14 protein-coding genes are annotated in these 18,621 nt (G+C 70.5%); 7 read left to right on the top strand and 7 right to left on the bottom strand.

The annotated features are described in order from the left end of the window. Positions 1–36: 36 nt before the first annotated feature. Positions 37–2,466, top strand: coding sequence for a membrane-bound PQQ-dependent dehydrogenase, glucose/quinate/shikimate family (locus JR064_RS16940; RefSeq protein WP_206230529.1), 2,430 nt, complete (start codon positions 37–39; stop codon positions 2,464–2,466). A gap of 316 nt (positions 2,467–2,782) precedes the next feature. Continuing rightward, positions 2,783–4,636 (top strand): methyl-accepting chemotaxis protein, encoded by a 1,854-nt coding sequence (locus JR064_RS16945; protein WP_206230516.1) that lies wholly within the window; start codon positions 2,783–2,785, stop codon positions 4,634–4,636. A 112-nt stretch (positions 4,637–4,748) separates the two neighbouring features. Here the strand turns inward: JR064_RS16945 and JR064_RS16950 are convergent, their stop codons facing one another. The 5 genes from JR064_RS16950 to rluD all read right to left on the bottom strand — a co-directional run bounded on the left by JR064_RS16950 (position 4,749) and on the right by rluD (position 8,771). Then, the gene (locus JR064_RS16950; protein ID WP_241093132.1) at positions 4,749–5,624 is read right to left on the bottom strand and encodes a hypothetical protein; all 876 of its coding nucleotides are present in this window, start codon (positions 5,622–5,624) and stop codon (positions 4,749–4,751) included. 185 nt (positions 5,625–5,809) lie between these two features. Continuing rightward, the gene (locus tag JR064_RS16955; protein ID WP_206230517.1) at positions 5,810–6,316 is read right to left on the bottom strand and encodes a thiol-disulfide oxidoreductase DCC family protein; all 507 of its coding nucleotides are present in this window, start codon (positions 6,314–6,316) and stop codon (positions 5,810–5,812) included. Further along, positions 6,240–6,782: a DUF4166 domain-containing protein gene (locus JR064_RS16960; protein WP_206230518.1), complete on the bottom strand. Its 543-nt coding sequence runs from the start codon at positions 6,780–6,782 to the stop codon at positions 6,240–6,242. Before JR064_RS16960 ends, JR064_RS16955 begins: the two co-directional genes overlap by 77 nt. After that, on the bottom strand, positions 6,767–7,540 hold the full coding sequence (pgeF, locus tag JR064_RS16965; RefSeq protein ID WP_206230519.1) for a peptidoglycan editing factor PgeF: 774 nt from the start codon (positions 7,538–7,540) through the stop codon (positions 6,767–6,769). The genes JR064_RS16960 and pgeF overlap by 16 nt, the downstream gene beginning before the upstream one ends. Before the next feature lie 223 nt (positions 7,541–7,763). Next, positions 7,764–8,771: a 23S rRNA pseudouridine(1911/1915/1917) synthase RluD gene (gene rluD, locus JR064_RS16970; RefSeq protein WP_191824378.1), complete on the bottom strand. Its 1,008-nt coding sequence runs from the start codon at positions 8,769–8,771 to the stop codon at positions 7,764–7,766. A gap of 115 nt (positions 8,772–8,886) precedes the next feature. Between rluD and JR064_RS16975 the strand changes: the two genes are divergently transcribed. From JR064_RS16975 to JR064_RS16985, 3 genes are all read left to right on the top strand, one after another. Next, the gene (locus JR064_RS16975; protein WP_179566635.1) at positions 8,887–9,765 is read left to right on the top strand and encodes an outer membrane protein assembly factor BamD; all 879 of its coding nucleotides are present in this window, start codon (positions 8,887–8,889) and stop codon (positions 9,763–9,765) included. Between the two features lie 263 nt (positions 9,766–10,028). Continuing rightward, positions 10,029–10,766: an ATP-binding cassette domain-containing protein gene (locus tag JR064_RS16980; RefSeq protein ID WP_206230520.1), complete on the top strand. Its 738-nt coding sequence runs from the start codon at positions 10,029–10,031 to the stop codon at positions 10,764–10,766. Between the two features lie 29 nt (positions 10,767–10,795). Further along, the gene (locus JR064_RS16985; protein ID WP_425510308.1) at positions 10,796–12,262 is read left to right on the top strand and encodes an ABC transporter permease/substrate-binding protein; all 1,467 of its coding nucleotides are present in this window, start codon (positions 10,796–10,798) and stop codon (positions 12,260–12,262) included. Positions 12,263–12,766: 504 nt separating this feature from the next. Here JR064_RS16985 and JR064_RS16990 read toward each other — a convergent pair. Next, positions 12,767–13,963: an aminotransferase class V-fold PLP-dependent enzyme gene (locus tag JR064_RS16990; protein WP_206230521.1), complete on the bottom strand. Its 1,197-nt coding sequence runs from the start codon at positions 13,961–13,963 to the stop codon at positions 12,767–12,769. 154 nt (positions 13,964–14,117) lie between these two features. Between JR064_RS16990 and egtB the strand changes: the two genes are divergently transcribed. Both egtB and egtD read left to right on the top strand, forming a co-directional pair. Then, positions 14,118–15,407 (top strand): ergothioneine biosynthesis protein EgtB, encoded by a 1,290-nt coding sequence (egtB, locus tag JR064_RS16995; protein ID WP_206230522.1) that lies wholly within the window; start codon positions 14,118–14,120, stop codon positions 15,405–15,407. Continuing rightward, positions 15,404–16,387 carry an L-histidine N(alpha)-methyltransferase gene (egtD, locus tag JR064_RS17000; RefSeq protein WP_206230523.1) on the top strand — a complete coding sequence of 328 codons (984 nt, stop codon included), beginning with the start codon at positions 15,404–15,406 and terminating at the stop codon, positions 16,385–16,387. The genes egtB and egtD overlap by 4 nt, the downstream gene beginning before the upstream one ends. A gap of 208 nt (positions 16,388–16,595) precedes the next feature. Here the strand turns inward: egtD and JR064_RS17005 are convergent, their stop codons facing one another. Continuing rightward, entirely contained in the window at positions 16,596–18,233 is a 1,638-nt protein-coding gene (locus JR064_RS17005) for an NAD+ synthase (RefSeq protein WP_206230524.1), read from the bottom strand. Between the last annotated feature and the right edge of the window lie 388 nt (positions 18,234–18,621).

Here is an 18,621-nt window from a genome sequence, read left to right on the forward strand (position 1 = left end):
ACCCCTCACTCTCCGCAACACGGACCCGGCAGCTGGCTGTTCGTCGCCTATGCCGTGGTCATCGCCCTGATCGGCGCCGCCCTGGCCGCGATGGGCGGCCAACTCGTCGCCGCCGGCGGCTCCTGGTACTACCTGCTGGCCGGCCTGGCCCTGGCCGTGTCCGGCGTGCTGCTGGCGCTCGGGCGCCGCGCCGGACTGTGGCTGTTCGGCCTGACCCTGGCCGCGACCATCGCCTGGGCGCTGGCCGAAGTCGGCCTGGACGGCTGGGCGCTGATCCCGCGCCTGGCGATGATCTCGGTGCTCGGCCTGCTGCTGTTGCCGTTCTGGAAGGTGGCGCGCTGGCGCCTGGCGCCGGTGTCCGGGCTGGGTTACGCGCTGGTCACCGGCGTGCTGCCGGTCCTCGGCGCGCTGCTGGTGTTCGTGCCGCTGTTCTTCCCGCGCACCGTCGAGCTGGCCGATCCGGCGCTGGCCGCGCAGCGCCCGCAGGACGCGTTCAGCCGCGCCACGGTGAACAGCCCCGACGGCAACGTCGCCGCCAACCACGACGCCAGCAACTGGACCGCCTACGCCGGCTCCAACCTGTCCAACCACTACAGTCCCGGCGCGCAGATCACGCCTGACAACGTCAAGGACCTGAAGATCGCCTGGGAATTCCATACCGGCGACCTCAAGCCCGCCGGCTCCAAGCTCGGTTATGCGTTCCAGAACACACCGCTGAAGGTCGGCGACCTGGTCTACATCTGCACGCCCACGCAGAAGGTGATCGCGGTCGAGGCCACCACCGGCAAGGAACGCTGGCGCTTCGATCCCAAGACCAACCCCAAGGCGATGGCCGGCGTCGCCGCCACCACCTGCCGCGGCGTGTCCTACTTCGAGGCCACCACCCCGGTCGCCGAATGCGCCAAGCGCATCTTCTGGCCGATGGTCGATGGCCGCCTGGGCGCGCTCGACGCCGCCACCGGCAAGCTGTGCGAGAGCTTCGGCGACCACGGCTACGTGGACCTGAACAAGGACACCGGCAACACCAAGCCCGGCTTCGTCGGCCCGACCTCGCCGCCGGTGGTGATGCGCGGCGTGGTGATCCAGCCCACCGGCCAGGTCCGCGACGGCCAGGAACGCGATGCGCCGTCCGGCGTGGTGCGCGCCTTCGACGCGATCAGCGGCCAGCTGCGCTGGGCCTGGGATCTGGGCAACCCGGCGATCGACGCCGCGCCGCCGGCCGGCCAGACCTATACCCGTTCGACCCCGAACGTGTGGTCGCTGATGGCCGCCGACGACGAACTGGGCCTGGTCTACCTGCCCACCGGCAACGCCTCCGGCGACTTCTTCGGCAAGGGCCGCACCCCGCAGGAAGAGGAATACACCGCCTCGCTGGTCGCGGTGGATGCGGCCACCGGCAAGGAGCGCTGGCACTTCCGCACCGTCAACCACGACCTGTGGGACTACGACATCGGCCCGCAGCCGAACCTGGTCGATTTCCCGGTCCCCGGCGGCGGCACCCGTCCGGCGGTGATCCAGGCCACCAAGTCCGGCCAGGTGTTCGTGCTCGACCGCGAGACCGGCAAGCCGATCATGCCGGTGCAGCAACTCCCGGTGCCGCAGGGCACCGACCACGGCGACTGGACCGCCAAGACCCAGCCGGTGTCGCCGGGCATGCCCAACACCGTCGGTGCGCCGAGCAAGGGGTACGAGACCATCGTCGAATCCGACGCCTGGGGCATCACCCCGTTCGACCAGCTGGCCTGCCGCATCCAGTTCAAGCAGCTGCGCTACCAGGGCATGTTCACTCCACCCAGCCTGGGCGGCTCGCTGTCGTTCACCGGCAACCACGGCGGCATCAACTGGGGCGGCGTATCGGTGGACCTGCAGCGCGGCATCATGGTGATGAACAGCAATCGCCTGCCGTACACCGAGAACGTCTACACCCGGGAGAAGATGCACGAGCTCGGCGTGGTGTCGGTATTCAACGGCAAGAGCAAGACGCCGGGCTACATGGCGCAGGAAGGCCTGGCCTACGGCGCGCGCAAGGAACCGTGGATGTCGCCGCTGAACACGCCGTGCATCGCCCCGCCGTGGGGCTACGTCTCCGGCGTGGACCTGCGCACCCAGCAAGTGATCTGGCGGCGTCCGCTGGGCACCGGCTACGACCAGGGCCCGATGGGCATCCCGTCGAAGATGAAGTTCGAACTGGGCACGCCGAACAACAGCGGCTCGCTGGCCACCGCCGGCGGCGTCACCTTCATCGGCGCGGCGCTGGACAACTTCCTGCGCGGCTACGACACCCAGACCGGCAAGCTGCTGTGGGAAGTGCGGGTGCCGGCCGGCCCGCAGGCCGCGCCGCTGAGCTATACGGTGAACGGCAAGCAGTACATCGTCGCCGCGATCGGCGGCCACGACCGCATGGAAACCAAGCCCGGCGACAGCGTGATCGCCTGGACCCTGCCGGACGCCGCGCCAGCGAAGTAACGCCGGCCCGCTTCCGCTGGACCCGACCGGCCGTCGCAAGACGGCCGGTTTTTTTGTGCCGGGAACGCTGCCTGCCACCGGTGGCGCGTTCGTATGTGTGCGCTGCAGGCAGCGGCATCGCCGCGCCGGCCTATTGCACTGCGGCAAAAAAATGGAACGTTTTCAGCGACCTATCTCGCCTATTCAGGCGCGATATTTCCGACGAGCGGTCTTTACCGCGGTCAAGCCAGCGACCCTGCCGGCCGATACTGGAAGGCACATTCATCTATTTTTCGACGCGCACGAATTGCGCCGATCTCTCCAGCCGGTAGCCGCCATGACCTTGCCAGACGCCGCATCCCCTCGCCCAATCGGCGGCTCGCGCCTGCCCCCGCGCGCCTTGCTGTTCGCCCTGGCCTATGCGCTGGGCCTGTTGGCGATGGCGTTGTACGCGTTGCACCTCGGCCGCCAGCTCGGGCCGAACGGGCCGGCGCTGGCGCGGCTGGCGCCGGCGCTGGCCGCCGCGGCGCTGCTGGTGGCGGCGCTGTCCTGGGCCGGCACGCGGCGCGCGGCGCCGTCGCAGCGCGCGCTGCAGGCGGTGCAGGCGCTGGGCGAAGGCCGCTTCGAGCAACGCCTCGATCCCGCCAGCGATGCGGCCGACGCCGCGCTGCTGCGCGCGATACAGACGGCGCAGGCGCGGCTGGCCGCACGCCAGGCCGAGACCGAGGCCGAACTACGCCGCGGCCGCTTCGTGCTCCAGGCGCTGGACGACCTGGACACCATGGTCCGCATCGCCGACGACGACGGCCGCGTGCACTTCGCCAACCGCAAGCTGCTGCAGATGCTGCGCGCGATCGAGCCAGACGTGCAGAGCTTCCGCCCCGAATTCAGCGCCGAGCAGTTCGTCGGCGGCAGCATCGGCGACATCTATCCGGACAGCCAGGCCGCGATCGACCGCATGCGCGCGCTGACCGGTTCCAAGCGCGTGCGCGCGCCGTTCTTCGGCCGCCAGATCGACTTCGTCTACAGCCCGATCACCGGCGCCGACGGCGTGCGCCTGGGCACCATCGCGCAGTGGGAAGAGGTGACCGCGCAGGTCAATGCCGAGCAGGCACTGACCGCGGTGATCGACGCCGCCGCGCATGGCGATTTCAGCCGCCGCCTGGATACCGCGTCGATGGACGGCGTGCTCAAGTCATTGGCCGAGGGCGTCAACCGCATCTCCGATTCGGTGGAGAGCAACCTGGCGGCGCTGGCCAGTGCGCTGGCGGCGCTGGCCGAAGGCGACCTCACCCATCGCGTCGACGGCGACGCGCAGGGCGTGTTCGCGCGGCTGCGCGAGGACACCAACCGCACCGTGGCCAAGCTGACCGAGATCATCGTCGGCATCCAGGGCGCGGTCGAGGCGATCCGCCGCGCGGCGATGGAAATCGCCGCCGGCAACACCGACCTGTCCGACCGCACCGAGCAGCAGGCGGCCAGCCTGGAGGAAGCCGCCAGCTCGATGGAGGAACTGACCTCGGCGGTGAAGCAGAACGCCGACAACGCGCAGCAGGCCAACGGCCTGGTGCACGGCACCGGCGAGATCGCCCAGTCCGGCGGCAAGGTGATGGACGAGGTGGTCGCCACGATGAGCGCGATCAGCACCTCGTCGCGGCGCATCGGCGAGATCATCAGCGTCATCGACGGGATCGCGTTCCAGACCAACATCCTCGCGCTCAACGCCGCGGTCGAGGCCGCGCGCGCCGGCGAGCAGGGCCGCGGTTTCGCCGTGGTCGCCTCGGAAGTGCGCTCGCTGGCGCAGCGCTCGGCGGACGCGGCCAAGGAGATCAAGCAGCTGATCGAAGACTCCACGCAGAAGGTGACGCTGGGCTCCGGGCTGGTGAACCGCGCCGGCGCCACCATGCACGAGATCGTCGGCTCGGTGCAGCGCGTGACCGGGCTGATCGGCGAGATCAGCGCCGCCAGCGCCGAACAATCCAGCGGCATCGAGCAGGTCAACCGCACGGTGATGCAGCTGGACGAAGTGACCCAGCGCAACGCCGCGCTGGTGGAAGAAGCCACCGCCGCGGCGCGCAGCATGGAAGAACAGGCCGGCGGCCTGGCCACTGCGGTGGCGGTGTTCCGGATCGAAACCAATCGCGCGCAGCCGGGCGGCGGCAAGGTCACGCAACTGCGCAGCGCCGGCTGAACCGGCACGCTGCGCGATCGGCTCCGGGTGCACGGACGCACGGCGCGTCACCGGCCCGCGCCGAACACCGTTCGCACCCGATGCCGCGGCGCGCGCCAGCGCGCCGTCCGGCTCAGACGAAACTCATGTACAGATCGCGCAGGAAGCCGAGTTGTTGCTCGCGGCTTTCGAACATGTCCTCGGCGAAATACTGCAACTCGCTCTGCACCAGAATCTGCTTTTGCCGCCCCTTCGGCGCCAGATCGATGGCGAACGACTGTTGCGCCTGCCCCAGCAGCATCAGCTGGTCGAGCACGCCCGGATACTGGTCCGCGTAGAACCGTTCCGCCGCTGCGCGCGTGGCGAACGGGTGGCCGGTATGCGCCTTCGCGTTGCCCTGCCGCGCATCGACGATCTTCATCGGCTCGTAGCGGTTGCCAGCCCTTTCGCCCCAGATCGTGCCGGCTAGCGCACCGTCATTGACAAAGACCACCTGATCGGTGATCGGGGGAGGATTCTGCGCGGTGTTCTGGATCTCGATCTCTTGGGTGGTGCGTGTGGCTTTTTTTTGCAACACCCCGAGAGTTTTGGCGATGTCGTCCGCAGAGTCACCCAGCCTGCAATGCAGGATGCTCTGGTTGCTGTTCAAGTTCTGGGTGAAGGTCAGGTTCCGGTCCCAGTCGCCGGTATAGAGGGCGACGATCCGCTCGGGGTATTCGAAAATGCCGAATCCCGACCTGTGCAGCGGCCGCAGGCGGATGAATGGCCCTTTTCCGGTCATATAGTAGGTGCTGGGCAATTGCGTCGCCGAAAACACGTAGTGCGTGGTGTCGATATCGAGGCTGGCGAACAGCCGGTTGACCGGCTTGATCAGCGGCACGGGCGTAGCGGTGGGCATGGGAGCGCTCCTCTGCAGTGGTGGTGGGCCGGGCGGCGTCTCCATGGCGCTGGCCACCGCAGGCGGCCTGCGCCGCTGCGTGAGCAACAACAACAGGAAAAGAAGATCCATGAGGTGATGGTTCCGCGCACTGCATGCGCGCCGCTCCCACAAGAACGCGGCAAACGCAGGCCTGTGAATCGGCGCAGCCATGGCACCACGTGCCCTGGAAGCGAAGGCAAGCGGTCAGCGCGCCGTTCGGCGACTTGTTCGCGGCGCGCCGGGCGACTGCAGCGCGCGGCCACCGTGCGCCGGGCTCACTCCAAAAAGCGCGACCGCTGCTCCGGATCGGGCAGGAAGCACTGCGTGGAAGTGCCGAACCAGCGGTAGCGGTTGCGCGCCAGCACCCGATAGCCGGCATCGCGCCAGCGCCGCGGCAACAGCCGCAACACCGCCACGACGCGCCATGCGCCGCCGAGGCCGGCGATCACGCCGATCGCCGCGTCCGAATCGGTCCACGCGCGTTGCGGCGTCAGCAGCAGGAACGACAGCGGGTCGTCCGGATCCAGGCCATTGCGGATGAGCAAGGCGCGGCCGCTGGCCGATTGGATCGACGCGAACCGGTAGCGGCCGCGGCGATCGAAGCGCAGCAGAAAACGCACCCAGCGGCTGCACAGCAGGCATACCCCGTCGAACACCACGATCGCGCTGTCGGCGCCCGCCGCGGACACTGCGTCGCGCGCGGGTTCAGGCCGGCTCAAGCCAGCCCTCGTAACGGATGAACGGGCCGATCCACGGCAGCGCCACCTCGACCAGAAACGCATAGCGGCCGTCGCGCTCGGATTCGCGGCAATGCACGCCGGCCAGCCAGCGTCGCGGCAGCGGCAACACGCCGAACGCCCAGGCGCGCGCGGCGCTCCAGACGATCGCGGCCCCGTCCACGCGCAGCGCGAATTCGAATTCGACCGCGCCCAGGCGCTCGCGCAGCCGACCGTCCTGCAGCCACAGCCGCGACGGCATCGCGTGCGTGCCGAAACGGCGCTGCCAGCGCTCGCCCTGCGCATCGGTGAGGAAGGTCACCTCGATCGGCAGCGTGGCGCCGGCCGGCGGCAGGCGCGCCAGCCATGCGCACAGCGGCAGCAACGGATGCCGGCCGCGGCGTACCTCGGCCTGGCCGACGTAGCGCTGCCGCTGCGGCACCGAATGCAGCGTGCGCAGTGCCGGCGGCAGCCGCGCGAACGCCGGCCCCAGCAGCTGCGCGAACAGCGGTGTGCTCAGTGAGCGATCCATGCCAGCGTCGCCATGCGCCCGCTGCGGCGGTCGCGGCGATAGGAAAAGAAGCGCTGCGCGTCGGAGATGGTGCACAGGCCGCCGCCGTGCACCTGCGCCGGGTCGATCCCCGCGGCGGCCAGACGCTGCCGCGCCAGCGCATACAGGTCCACCCGCCAGTGTCCGGGGCGGGTGGCGACGAAGGCGCTGGCCGCGGCCGGATCGTGGCCGAGGAAGGCATCGCGCACGTTCTCGCCGATCTCGTACACCTGCGGACCGGCGGCCGGGCCCAGCCAGGCCTGCAGGTGCGCCGGCGGCGTGCGCAGGGCGGCGACGGTGGCTTCCAGCACGCCGGCGGCCAGGCCCTGCCAGCCGGCATGCGCGGCCCCGACCTCGCTGCCGTCGCGGGCGGCGAAGGTCACCGGCAGGCAATCGGCGGTCAGGATCGCCAGCACCACGCCGGGCACCGCGGTGACCGCGGCATCCGCGGTCGGCTCGGCGTCGATGCCGGCCGCGGCAGGCGGCCGCTCGAAGCGCAGTACCTGCACCCCGTGCACCTGCCGCAGCCAGTGCGGCGGCGACGGCAGCGCCAGGCGCGCGGCGAGTTCGTCGCGGTTGCGCTGCACCGTGGCCGGATCGTCGCCGTCGGCCGCGCTGCGGTTGCCCAGGTTGAACCGGTCGAACGGCGGCGACGACGCCCCGGCGCCGGTGCGCAGCGTGGTCAGCGCACGCACCCGCGGCGACGCCGGCCAGTCGGCGGCAAGGGCGAAGTCGGTCATGCGCGTGCGGCCCTGGACAGGGCAGCGCCGGCGAACGGCGCCACCGGGCGCAGCGTCGCGCTCCCGGCGGCGACCGCCGCGCGGGCGTATCGGAAACCAGCACACCGGCCGCGCGTCCGCGCCGCCTGCACCGGCACGCCAAGCCGTGTCGCCCATTCCCGGGCAGCTCCGCCCGGGAATGGATGCAAGGCGCCAGGCCTGCCCTCGCCCGCCGGCGCCATGCTCAGCGCCGCGCCTGCTCGGCGGCCAGCCGCGAATCGACGCGCAGCGCGGCCAGCAGGCGCAACAGGTCGGCCGGCACCGCGGCGGTGGCGCGCACCGGCTCGCCATGGGTGGGGTGCTTGAACTCCAGCGTCTCGGCATGCAGCGCCTGGCGCTTGAAGCCGCGCAATTCGGCGATCAGCTCCTCGGTGGCGCCCTTGGGCAGCTTCAGCGGGCCGCCGTACAGCGGATCGCCGATGATCGGGTGCTTCAGGTGCGCCATGTGCACGCGGATCTGGTGGGTGCGCCCGGTCTCCAGGCGGCATTCCAGCGCGGTATGCGCGCGGAAGCGCTCGCGCAGCCGGTAATGGGTGACCGCGTCGCGGCCGTCCTCGCGCACCGCCATGCGCAGGCGGTCGCGCGGGTGGCGGTCGATCGGCGCATTGGCGGTGCCGCCGGAGACCAGCGGCCCGGCCACCACCGCCAGGTACTGGCGGTGCACGTCGCGCGCCGACAGCTGCGCCACCAGCGAGGTGTGCGCCGGCAGGGTCCGCGCCACCACCATGGCGCCGCTGGTGTCCTTGTCCAGGCGGTGCACGATGCCCGCGCGCGGCAGCGAGGCCAGCGACGGATCGAAGTACAGCAGGGCGTTGACCAGGGTGCCGCTGGGGTTGCCGGCGCCCGGATGCACGACCAGCCCGGCCGGCTTGTTCAGCACGATGACCTGGTCGTCCTCGTACAGCACCTCCAGCGGGATGTCCTCCGGCAGCGCATGGGTCTGGGTCTCCAGCACCGCATGCAGGCTGGCGATCTCGCCGCCGCGCAGGGCGTCGCGCGGCCGCGCCGGGGCGCCGTCCAGCAGCGCGTCGCCGGACTTGATCCATTCGGCCAGGCGCGAACGCGAGAATTCGGGAAACAGCTCGGCCAGGACCGCGTCGAAGCGGCGGCCGGCGGCGTGATCGGGCACGCGCGCCTGGCGCGGGCCGTCGGAGACGGCGTCCTCAGGGGTGTCCGGGAGGGTATTGGGCATGAAAAGGGCACGGCTACGTCGGAAAGGGAGGGTCGCGGCGGCCATAGTCAGTCGCCGGACAGGCCACTAGGCTATCATCGCCCCTTCGTATTCCTGACGTGTCCTGCCCGAACCCATGATCCGACGCTCCGTCCCGCTCTCCGCGCACGTCCGTTTCATCGCCCTGATGCTGGTCATGGTCGTCGTGGCAACGGGTTGCCACCGCCAGAAGAACAAGAATCCCGAAGAAGGGATGCCGGTGGAACAGCTGTACCAGAAGGCGCACACGCAGATGCAGAGCGGCAACTGGGCCGGCGCCGAGGGCAGCTTCAAGCGCCTGGTCGCGCAGTACCCCTACGGCCAGTACACCGAGCAGGCGATGATCGAGTCCGCCTACGCCCAGTACAAGGCCGGCAAGCACGACGACGCGGTGTCCAGCATCGACCGCTTCATCCGCACCTACCCGACCCACCGCAACATCTCCTACATGTACTACCTGCGCGGGTTGTCCAACTCCAACCGCGACACGGTGTTCCTGCGCCGGGTGTGGTCGCTGGACCCGAGCCGCCGCGACCTGTCCACGCCGCAGCAGGCCTACGCCGACTTCAACATCGTCGCCGAGCGCTATCCGAACAGCCGCTACGCCGCCGACGCGCGCCAGCGCATGATCGCGCTGCGCAACGTGTTCGCCCAGCACGAACTGGACAACGCGCTGTACTACCTGCGCCGCAACGCCTGGGTGTCGGCCGCCGGCCGCGCCACCTACCTGCTGGAAACCTACCCGCAGAGCGCCTACCAGTACGACGCGGTGGCGGTGCTGGCCGACGCCTACACCCACCTGGGCAACAAGCCGCTGGCCGACGATGCGCGCCGGGTGCTGGAACTCAACGATCCCCAGCATCCGTGGCTGACCGGCCACTGGCCGAAGTATCCGTGGATGATCCGCAAGCTGAACCCGTTCGCCGGCGAGAAGTCCGCTTCCACCGGGCAGTCCAACTCGCAGATGGCCCGCTGAGCCACGCTGCCGGATGCAACGCAAAGGGGCCGCAAGGCCCCTTTTTGCGTTTGGCGACCGAGGCATTGCCGACGCAGCCGTGCGCACCGGTCGCCGCCCGGCTGCGCCGCCTGCATCCACGCAGGACCGCGGCTGTCCGGGCAGCCGCCAGCGGCAGCGCCCTGGACATGTGGCCCTGGACATTTGGCCCTGGCCGATGGCGCAGGCCGGCACCAGTGTCGCGATCTGTGGTGCAGCGCCGCGGCCCGGCTATGCTTGGGCGCATGTTCGAACTGCATCGGGTCACCCGCCGCTACGGCGACGCTCTCGCGCTGGACCGGGTCGATCTGCGCGTCGCCCCCGGCGGCACCACCGCGCTGATCGGCCCCAGCGGCGCCGGCAAGTCCAGCGTGCTGCGCATGCTGCTCGGGCTGGAATGGCCCGACAGCGGCGAGGTGCGCTTCCAGGGCGAACCGCTGCGCCGGGACACCCTGTTGGCGCAGCGCCGCCGCATCGGCTACGTGATCCAGGAAGGCGGGCTGTTCCCGCACCTGAGCGCGCGCGACAACGCCGCCTTGCTGGCGCAGACCCTGGGCTGGGCGCGGCCGCGGATCGACGCGCGCCTGCACGAGCTGGCCGCGCTGTGCCGCCTGCCCGAGGCCTTGCTGGCGCGCTATCCGGCCGAACTGTCCGGCGGCCAGCGCCAGCGCGTGGGCCTGATCCGCGCGCTGCTGCTGGATCCGCCGGTGCTGCTGCTGGACGAACCGCTGGGCGCGCTCGACCCGATCGTGCGCCACGAACTGCAGACGCAGATGCGCGAGCTGTTCGCGCTGCTCGGCAAGACCGTGGTGCTGGTGACCCATGACGTCACCGAGGCCGCCTACCTGGGCGACACCCTGGTGCTGATGCGCAATGGCCGCATCGTGCAGGAAGGCAGCGTGCGCGACCTGCTGGATACGCCCGCGGAGCCGTTCGTCGGCCAGTTCCTGCACGCGCAGCGCACGCTGGAGGATGCGCGGTGAGGGCGTCGGTGCGGCGCTGCGCGCTGCCGCTGCTCCTGCTCGCGGCGGCGCTCGTCCTGCTCGCCGGCAGCGCCGCAGCAGCGCCGGAGAAAGTGGTGGTCGGCTCGAAGAACTTCACCGAGGCGGTGGTGCTCGGCGAGATCGCCGCCGGCGCCGGACGCCAGGCCGGGGTGGAGGTCGAACACCGGCGCCAGCTCGGCGGTACCCGCATCCTGTGGCGCGCGCTGGAGCAGGGCTCGATCGACGCCTATGCCGAATACACCGGTACCCTGGCCACGGAACTGCTGCAGTTGCCCGATGCCGACGATGCCGCGTTGCGCCGGGCCCTGGCCCAGCGCGGCCTGGCGATGAGCGCGCCGCTGGGCTTCGACAACACCTACGCGTTCGGCATGCGCCGGCAGCGCGCGCAGGCGCTGGGCATCGCCCGCATCTCCGACCTGGCCGCGCATCCGTCGCTGAAACTCGGGCTCAGCAACGAGTTCGTGTCGCGCGCCGACGGCTGGCCCGGAGTGCGCGCGGCCTACCGGCTGCCACAGACCCCGACCGGGCTGGACCACGACCTGGCCTACCGCGCGCTGGACAGCGGCGCGATCGACATCACCGACCTGTACAGCACCGACGCCGAGATCCCGGCGCACGACCTGCTGGTGCTGCAGGACGACCGCCGCTACTTTCCGCGCTACGCCGCGGTGTTCCTGTATCGCAGCGACCTGGCGCAGCGCGCGCCGCGGTTCGTGCAGGCGCTGCAGGGCCTGGGCGGACGCATCGACGCGGCGACGATGCAGCGGCTCAATGCCGAGGCGAAGCTGGACAAGCGCGCCGAAAGCGCGATCGCCGCAGACTGGCTGGGCATCGCCGCCCCCGCACAGGACACCAGGCTGACGCGCCTGCTGCAACGCACGCGCGAACACCTGGCGCTGGTCGGCCTGTCGCTGGGCCTCGCGCTGCTGGCGGCGCTGCCGCTGGGCATTCTCGCCGCCTATCGGCCGCGGCTCGGCCAGGTCGTGCTGTCGTTGACCGGGGTGCTGCAGACGCTGCCGTCGCTGGCGGTGTTCGTGTTCATGATTCCGCTGTTCGGCATCGGCGCCAAGCCGGCGATCGCCGCGCTGTTCCTGTACAGCCTGCTGCCGATCGTGCGCAACACCCATGCCGGCCTGACCGGCATCGCCCGCGAACTGCGCGAGACCGCCGCGGCGATCGGCCTGCCGCCGGGCACGCGGCTGTGGCGGATCGAACTGCCGCTGGCCTTGCGCACCATCCTGGCCGGAATCAAGACCGCGGCGGTGATCAACGTCGGCACCGCCACGCTGGGCGCGCTGATCGGCGCCGGCGGCTACGGCCAGCCGATCCTCACCGGCATCCGGCTCGACGATATCGGCCTGATCCTGGAAGGGGCGGTGCCGGCGGCGGTGCTGGCGCTGCTGGTGCAGGGGGTGTTCGAGGGCCTGGAGCGCTGGCTGACCCCGCGCGGCCTGCGCCTAGCGGCGCGCCGCTGAGGCCTGCGCGTCCAGGCGCCGCTCATCGGCGCGACAGGGCACGCGATCGTGCGCTCGGCCCATCGATCGCAGCGTGGCACCGGCCAGCGATCGGCTTCGGTACCCGTCGGGACTGACGTCCCTCCCACAGTGCAGCCACAGGTTCCTGTAGGAGCGGCTTCAGCCGCGACGAACGAAGCGGCAAGCCTTCGGGCTCCGGCCAAACTCGGGGCCGAAATCCCTCTCACAGTGCACTCAGCAGGCTCGCCCGCAAACCCCATGTAGGAGCTGCTTCAGCCGCGACAGACGAAGCGGAAACCTTCCAAGCCTCGGTAAAAGTCGGGGCTGACACTCCTCTACTTGAACCCCGGCAAGCTCACTGCAAGCCCACTGTGGGAGCGACTTCAGTCGCGACGAACGAAGCGGAAGACATCTAGAGTCCGCTAGCTGTCGGGGCTGAATCCCCTCCTACAGTGCACCCGGCAGGGTGGCAGCAAGTTCTCCCAGAAACGATCAAACCACCGCTCACCCGCGCGCCGCGGCGACCATCTCCCGCGCCAGCCCACGCATCGCCTCCGGCGTCAGCTGCAGGTACGGCGCGATGCGCAACGCACCGTGCCGATGCGTGCAGATCACCTGCGCGCGCTGCAGCCACGGCAGCAAAGCCTGCATCGCCGCTGCAGGCGGACGCAGCGCGCCAAGGTGCGGCGCATGCCCGGGCACGGTCCAATCGCCGGCCCCCTGCGCCTGCAGCTCATCCTCGAACGCCGCGCCGAGTGCGCCCAGCCGCGCCGCGATCCGCGCCGGCTGCCAATGCTGCACCTGCTGCAACGCCGCGGTGGCCATCGCCAGCCGCAGCGGTTCGGTCACGCCGCCGGCATCGAAGCGGCGCGCGCCGGCGCGGAACGGCGGCGGCGCCTCGACCGGGAAATTCCAGTCGGCGCCAGGATCGCGGGCCTGCCAATGGTGTTCGATCGGCACGCCGTGCGCGCGCCAGTGCGGCGCCGCCCACAACCAGGCCAATCCCATCGGCCCGAGCAGCCACTTGTGCCCGACCGCGACCACGAAGTCCGGCCGCCATGCCGCCAGCCGCGCCGGCAGCACGCCCAGGCTCTGGCTCAGGTCCAGCACCAGCGCCGCGCCCGCCGCATGCACGCGCGCGGCGATGCGGTCCAGGTCCAGCAGCGCGCCATCGCGCCAGTAGGCATTGGGCAGGGTCGCGATCCGCACCCGCGGCTCCGCGTCCAGGGCCGCCAGCACCGCTTCGGTCCAGTCCTGCTGGGGCCCGCGCCGCACCACCGCCAGGTGCGCCCCGGTCTCGGCGCAGCGCTGCTGCCACAGCAACAGATTGGACGGGAACTGGCCATCTAGCAGCAGCACCGCCTCGCCGGCCGCCAGCGGCAATTGCCGCGCCGCGGTGGCCAGGCCGTAGGCGGCCGAGGGCAGCATCGCCACGCCGTCGACGTCGCCTTCGAACAGCGTGGCGGCAGCCAGGCCGCGCAGGGTTTCGATCTGCGCGCGCCACGCGTCGAAGGACAGCGTCCACGGTGCGATCGAATCGGCCAGCGCCGCCTGTCCGGCGGCAAGCACGCCGGCCAGCCGTGGGCCCTTGCTGGCGGTATCCAGATAGCGCACTCCCTCGGGGAGGACGAAGGCGTGCGCCGCCTCGGCGAGGTCGAGCAAGCCGGGCGGCGCGGCGGCGCCGGCCGCGGATGCGGACATGAATGCGTGGGAATGGTCTGGCGTAGACATGTGCGGTCGGGCCTGTTGGCGCGATCGGGAGAGGGGAGGCCCCATCGCATGAACAGGCTCTAGCGTAACGCGACGTTCCACCACGCATGACGGCATATTCACGGTCTTCCCCTAAGCTTGCCCGATGCAAGCGACCTCCCCGGCGGCATCCCCCTCGCCCGCAGCGTCCAGCGTCCCGCTGGCGGCGCGTTTCCGCAGCGTGCGCCAGCGCACCCACCTGCTCGCCGCGCCGCTGAGCGAGGAAGACGCGATGGTGCAGAGCATGGACGACGCCAGTCCGGCGAAATGGCATCTCGCGCATACCACCTGGTTCTTCGAACGCTTCGTGCTGGCCGCCGACACGGGCTACCGCGCGATCGATCCGCAGTGGGATTACCTGTTCAACAGCTACTACCAGAGCGTCGGCCCGATGCATGCGCGGCCGCGCCGCGGCGTGCTGTCGCGCCCGTCCATGGCGCAGGTACGCGACTACCGCGCCGAGGTCGAGGCGCGGGTGCTGGCGCGGCTGCAGGCCGGCGACCTGTCGGCGCAGACGCTGCAGGTGCTGGAACTGGGCCTGCACCACGAGCAGCAGCACCAGGAGCTGCTGCTGACCGACATCAAGCACGCGTTCTGGAGCAATCCGCTGGCCCCGGCCTATCGCGACGATCTGGCCGTGGCGCAGGCCCCGGCCCGAACCCTGCGCTGGATCCAGCGCGACGAACAGCTGTGCGAGATCGGCGCGCCCGGCTGGCCGGCGCACGCGGCCTTCGCCTACGACAACGAGTCGCCGCGGCACCGCGTGCTGGTGCCGGCGCATGCGCTGGCCAGCCGTCCGGTGAGCAACGCCGAGTACGCGCAATTCATCGCCGACGGCGGCTACCGCAACGTCGCCCTGTGGCTCAGCGATGGCTGGGCACGGCGCAATGCCGAGGATTGGCAGCGGCCGCTGTACTGGCATGCCGACGGCGTGCGCGAGTTCACCCTGGGCGGCTGGCGCGAGCGCGATCCGCATGCGCCGGTCTGCCACATCAGCCTGTTCGAAGCCGACGCCTACGCGCGCTGGGCCGGCGCCCGGCTGCCGACCGAAGCCGAATGGGAACAGGCCGCCACCGGCGTGGCCATCGAAGGCAATTTCGTCGATGCCGATGCGCTGCACCCGCAGTCCGCCGCGCAGGGCGAGGCCGGCCTGCAGCAGTTGTTCGGCGATGTCTGGGAATGGACCGGCAGCGCCTACCTGGCCTACCCCGGCTTCCGCCCGTGGTCGGGCGCGCTGGGCGAATACAACGGCAAATTCATGAACGCGCAGTGGGTGTTGCGCGGCGGCAGCTGCGCCACGCCGCACGACCACATCCGCGCCAGCTACCGCAACTTCTTTCCCTCCGATGCGCGCTGGCAATTTGCCGGCGTACGCCTGGCCAAGGATCCCGCATGAACGCTGCGACCGCCCGCGCCCTGACCGAAGCCGCGCTCACCGACCTGCATCCGCAGCCCGACGACATCGCCGCCGACGCGATCGCCGGGCTGTCGCGCAGCCCCAAGCAGCTGCCGTCCAAGTATTTCTACGACGCCGAAGGCTCGCGCCTGTTCGAAGCGATCACCCGCCAGCCCGAGTACTACCTGACGCGTACCGAACTGGCCCTGCTGGAAGCGCGGATGCCGTCGATCGCGCAGGCGGTGGGCCTCGGTGCGCACGTGGTGGAACTGGGCAGCGGCAGCGGGCGCAAGACCGAGCTGTTGCTGGAAGGCCTGCGCGAACCGGTGGCCTACACCCCGATCGAGATCTCGCGCGACATGCTGATGTCCAGCACCGCGCGCCTGGCCGAGCGCTTCCCGCGTATCCAGATGCTGCCGGTCTGCGCCGACTTCACCGCGCCGGTGGACCTGCCGGCGCCGCAGCGCAGCGCGCGCCGCACCCTGGTGTTCTTCCCCGGCTCCACGCTGGGCAACTTCACCCGCGAAGACGGCATCCAACTGCTGCGCTCGATGCGCGAGACCATGCGCCACGACGGCTGCGCGCTGATCGGCATCGACCTGGACAAGGATCCTGCGGTGCTGGAAGCGGCCTACAACGACGCCGCCGGGGTCACCGCCGAGTTCACCTTGAACCTGCTGCGCCGCCTCAACCGCGAGATCGGCAGCGACTTCGACTTGGTGCAGTTCCGCCACCGCGCGGTGTATGCGCGCGAGCGCCAGCGCATCGAAACCTTCCTGGTCAGCCAGCGCGCGCAACAGGTGCACGTGGCCGGACACCGCTTCGACTTCGCCGCCGGCGAAGCGATGCAGGTCGAATACAGCCACAAGTACAGCGACCAGAGCTTCGGCGAAATGGCCGCGGCCGCCGGCCTGCGCGTCAGCCACGGCTGGAACGCGCAGGAAGATGCGTTCGGGTTGCGGTTGCTACAGGCGGTGTGAAGAGCCGGGATTGGGGAATCGGGAATCGGGATTGGAAGCGCATTCGCGCGAACCGGTAGCGCGCCGCCCTGCACGCACTACCGAGGCAGACGCGTTGACTGGCCGCCTCCCTACCGCCCCTGTAGGAGCGGCTTCAGCCGCGACCGACCCCCACCGCAGCCGATCCGCCCCCGCCACGAGATGCCGCGTGGCCGCCGCGCCGCCCTGGCTAGCCCTGATACCCATTGGTGATCGGATAGCGCCGCTCGCGGCCGAACGCGCGGCGCGACACCTTCGGTCCCGGCGCGGCCTGGTGCCGCTTCCATTCGGTGATCCGCACCAGCCGCACCACGTGATCGACCACCTCGGCGGCGTAACCGGCGGCGACGATCTCGTCGCGCGATTCCTCCTGGTCGACATAGCGATACAGGATGCCGTCGAGCACGTCGTACGGCGGCAGCGAATCCTGGTCGGTCTGGTTGGCGCGCAGTTCCGCCGACGGCGGCCGCGCGATCACCGCCGGCGGGATCACCGGCGCGCCGCCGACCGTGTTGCGCCATTTCGCCAGGCCGAACACCTCGGTCTTGTACAGGTCCTTCAGCGGCGCATAGCCGCCGCACATGTCGCCGTAGATGGTGGCGTAGCCGACCGCGTATTCGCTCTTGTTGCCGGTGGTCAGCAATAGACCGCCGAACTTGTTGGCCAGCGCCATCAAGATCACGCCGCGGCTGCGCGACTGCAGGTTCTCTTCGGTGACGTCGGGCTGGGTGCCCGCGAACAACGGACCGAGCGCCTGCAGCAGACCCTCGAACGCCGGTTCGATCGCCACCGTCTCCAGCTTCACCCCCAGCGCGCGGCACTGCTCGTCGGCCAGGTCGTTGGACATGTCGGCCGTGTAGCGCGACGGCAGCCGCACCGCGGTGACGTTGTCCGCGCCCAGCGCGTCCACCGCCATCGCCAGCACCAGCGCCGAATCGATGCCGCCGGACAGGCCCAGCCACACCTTGGAAAACCGGTTCTTGCCGCAGTAGTCGCGCAGCCCGCGCACCACCGCGCGCCAGGCCAGCGCGTCCATGCTTTCGTCGCCGTCGTCGATCCAGCGCAATGGGGTGAACGCGCGCGTCTGCGTCGCGTAGTCCACCACCAGCCATTGGTCGGTGAACGCCGCCGCGGCCGGATGCACGCTGCCGTCGCCGTCGGCGACCACCGAGGCGCCGTCGAACACCAACGAATCCTGGCCGCCGACGACGTTGAGATAGGCCAGCGCCACGCCGGTCTCGCGGGTGCGCTCGGCCAGCAGCGCATCGCGCTGCGCATGCTTGCCGCGCTCGTACGGCGAGGCGTTGGGTACCAGCACCAGTTCGGCGCCGTGGCGCGCGGTATCGGCCAGCGGCTCGGGGAACCACAGGTCCTCGCAGATCACCAGGCCGACCTGGGTCCCCTTGACCTCGAACACGCAGCTGCCGCCGTCCGGATCGACATCGAAATAGCGGCGCTCGTCGAACACCGCGTAGTTGGGCAGTTCGCGCTTGCGGTAGGTGGTTTCGATCTGCCCGCCGCGCAGTACGCTGGCCGCGTTGTAGACCACACTGCCGGCGCTCTGCGGCCAACCGACCACCGCGACGATGCCGTGCACGCGCACCGCGATGCGCTGCACCGCCAGTTCGCAATCGGCGAGGAAGCCGGGCCGCAGCAGCAGGTCCTCCGGCGGATAGCCGCTGACCGCCAGCTCCGGGAACAGCACGATGTCGGCGCCGTACTCGTCGCGCGCCTCGTCGATCATCGCGATGATGCGATCGGTGTTCTGGGCCACGGCGCCGACCGGAAAATCGAACTGGGCCATGGCGATGCGAAGGGAAGAAGACATGGACAACCTTGCAGAAGCGGGAGGGGAAAAGCGCGGCGGCCGCGCCGATGCCAGCCGCCGACGGCGCAGCGCCAGCAGCGGCGGAGCCGACATGCGCACGACGGCAATGCGCAGTGTAGCGCCGCACCGCGGCAGACGATCCGGCTCGCCTACCCCACGCTGCGCCCGTCACCGGATGGGTGCACTGTGGAAGAGGGACTTCAGTCCCGACAGGCGCCGAAGCCGGTCGCTGACAGACCCCGCGTCGCGACTGAAGTCGCTCCCACAAGGAGTGGCACGCCGAGTGCCCGCTGGGTGCACTGTGGGAGGGGCTTCAGTCCCGACTGGCTCCGAAGCCGGTCGCTGACAGACTCCGTGTCGCGGCTGAAGCCGCTCCTACAAGAAGCGG

The sequence above is a fragment of the Xanthomonas bonasiae genome, assembly GCF_017163705.1.
In the GTDB taxonomy this organism is placed as follows: Bacteria; Pseudomonadota; Gammaproteobacteria; order Xanthomonadales; family Xanthomonadaceae; genus Xanthomonas_A; species Xanthomonas_A bonasiae.

Coding starts and splice junctions, on each gene's coding strand:
- JR064_RS16945 (WP_206230516.1), top strand. CDS start 2,783: ATGACCTTGCCAGACGCCGCATCCCCTCGCCCAATCGGCGGCTCGCGC.
- JR064_RS16950 (WP_241093132.1), bottom strand. CDS start 5,624: ATGGATCTTCTTTTCCTGTTGTTGTTGCTCACGCAGCGGCGCAGGCCG.
- JR064_RS16955 (WP_206230517.1), bottom strand. CDS start 6,316: ATGCGTTTCTGGTCGAGGTGGCGCTGCCGTGGATCGGCCCGTTCATCC.
- JR064_RS16960 (WP_206230518.1), bottom strand. CDS start 6,782: ATGGATCGCTCACTGAGCACACCGCTGTTCGCGCAGCTGCTGGGGCCG.
- pgeF (WP_206230519.1), bottom strand. CDS start 7,540: ATGACCGACTTCGCCCTTGCCGCCGACTGGCCGGCGTCGCCGCGGGTG.
- rluD (WP_191824378.1), bottom strand. CDS start 8,771: ATGCCCAATACCCTCCCGGACACCCCTGAGGACGCCGTCTCCGACGGC.
- JR064_RS16975 (WP_179566635.1), top strand. CDS start 8,887: ATGATCCGACGCTCCGTCCCGCTCTCCGCGCACGTCCGTTTCATCGCC.
- JR064_RS16980 (WP_206230520.1), top strand. CDS start 10,029: ATGTTCGAACTGCATCGGGTCACCCGCCGCTACGGCGACGCTCTCGCG.
- JR064_RS16990 (WP_206230521.1), bottom strand. CDS start 13,963: ATGTCCGCATCCGCGGCCGGCGCCGCCGCGCCGCCCGGCTTGCTCGAC.
- egtB (WP_206230522.1), top strand. CDS start 14,118: ATGCAAGCGACCTCCCCGGCGGCATCCCCCTCGCCCGCAGCGTCCAGC.
- egtD (WP_206230523.1), top strand. CDS start 15,404: ATGAACGCTGCGACCGCCCGCGCCCTGACCGAAGCCGCGCTCACCGAC.
- JR064_RS17005 (WP_206230524.1), bottom strand. CDS start 18,233: ATGTCTTCTTCCCTTCGCATCGCCATGGCCCAGTTCGATTTTCCGGTC.